Source organism: Desulfobulbus alkaliphilus (genome assembly GCF_016918545.1).
Taxonomy (GTDB): Bacteria; Desulfobacterota; Desulfobulbia; order Desulfobulbales; family Desulfobulbaceae; genus Desulfobulbus; species Desulfobulbus alkaliphilus.
Map to the genome: position 1 here is coordinate 1 of NZ_JAFFQC010000419.1, position 391 is coordinate 391.

Annotated in this window: 1 protein-coding gene; it reads right to left on the reverse strand. The window is 72.4% G+C overall.

Features of this window, described 5'->3' with window-relative positions; genetic code table 11:
* The coding region (locus JWG43_RS21195; RefSeq protein ID WP_205244496.1) for a hypothetical protein at positions 1-343 on the reverse strand (343 nt) is incomplete at its 3' end.
* Positions 344-391: the final 48 nt, after the last annotated feature.

Below are 391 nucleotides of genomic sequence, written 5' to 3' on the forward strand. Positions count from 1 at the left end.
GGGTCACCCCCCCGTCCTTGAACACCGCGCCCTCGGCCTGGGCCGGCACGCCGAAGCTGTCGGCCGCCAGCGCAACGCCGTCCGCGAAGGCGATGACCGTCAGACCGTTGGCGCGCGCCAGGTCGATCAGCGACCGCACGGCCGCCAGCGACGCCTCGTCCGTCGAACCGCCTGGCACGACTAGACCCTTCAGACGCCCCTCGGCGATGTCCTTGGCCGTTGCGGTGGCCAGCACGGTCACGCCGCCGGCGATCAGGCTGGCGTCGCCCGTCGAGATCGGGGCCAGGCCCACGCCCTCGGCCCGCAACGCGCCCTCCACGTCGCCTAACTCGCCAAACGCCATGTCACGCCGCATCACCAGTCCCATGCGCAGACGGGTGGGAACAGGACG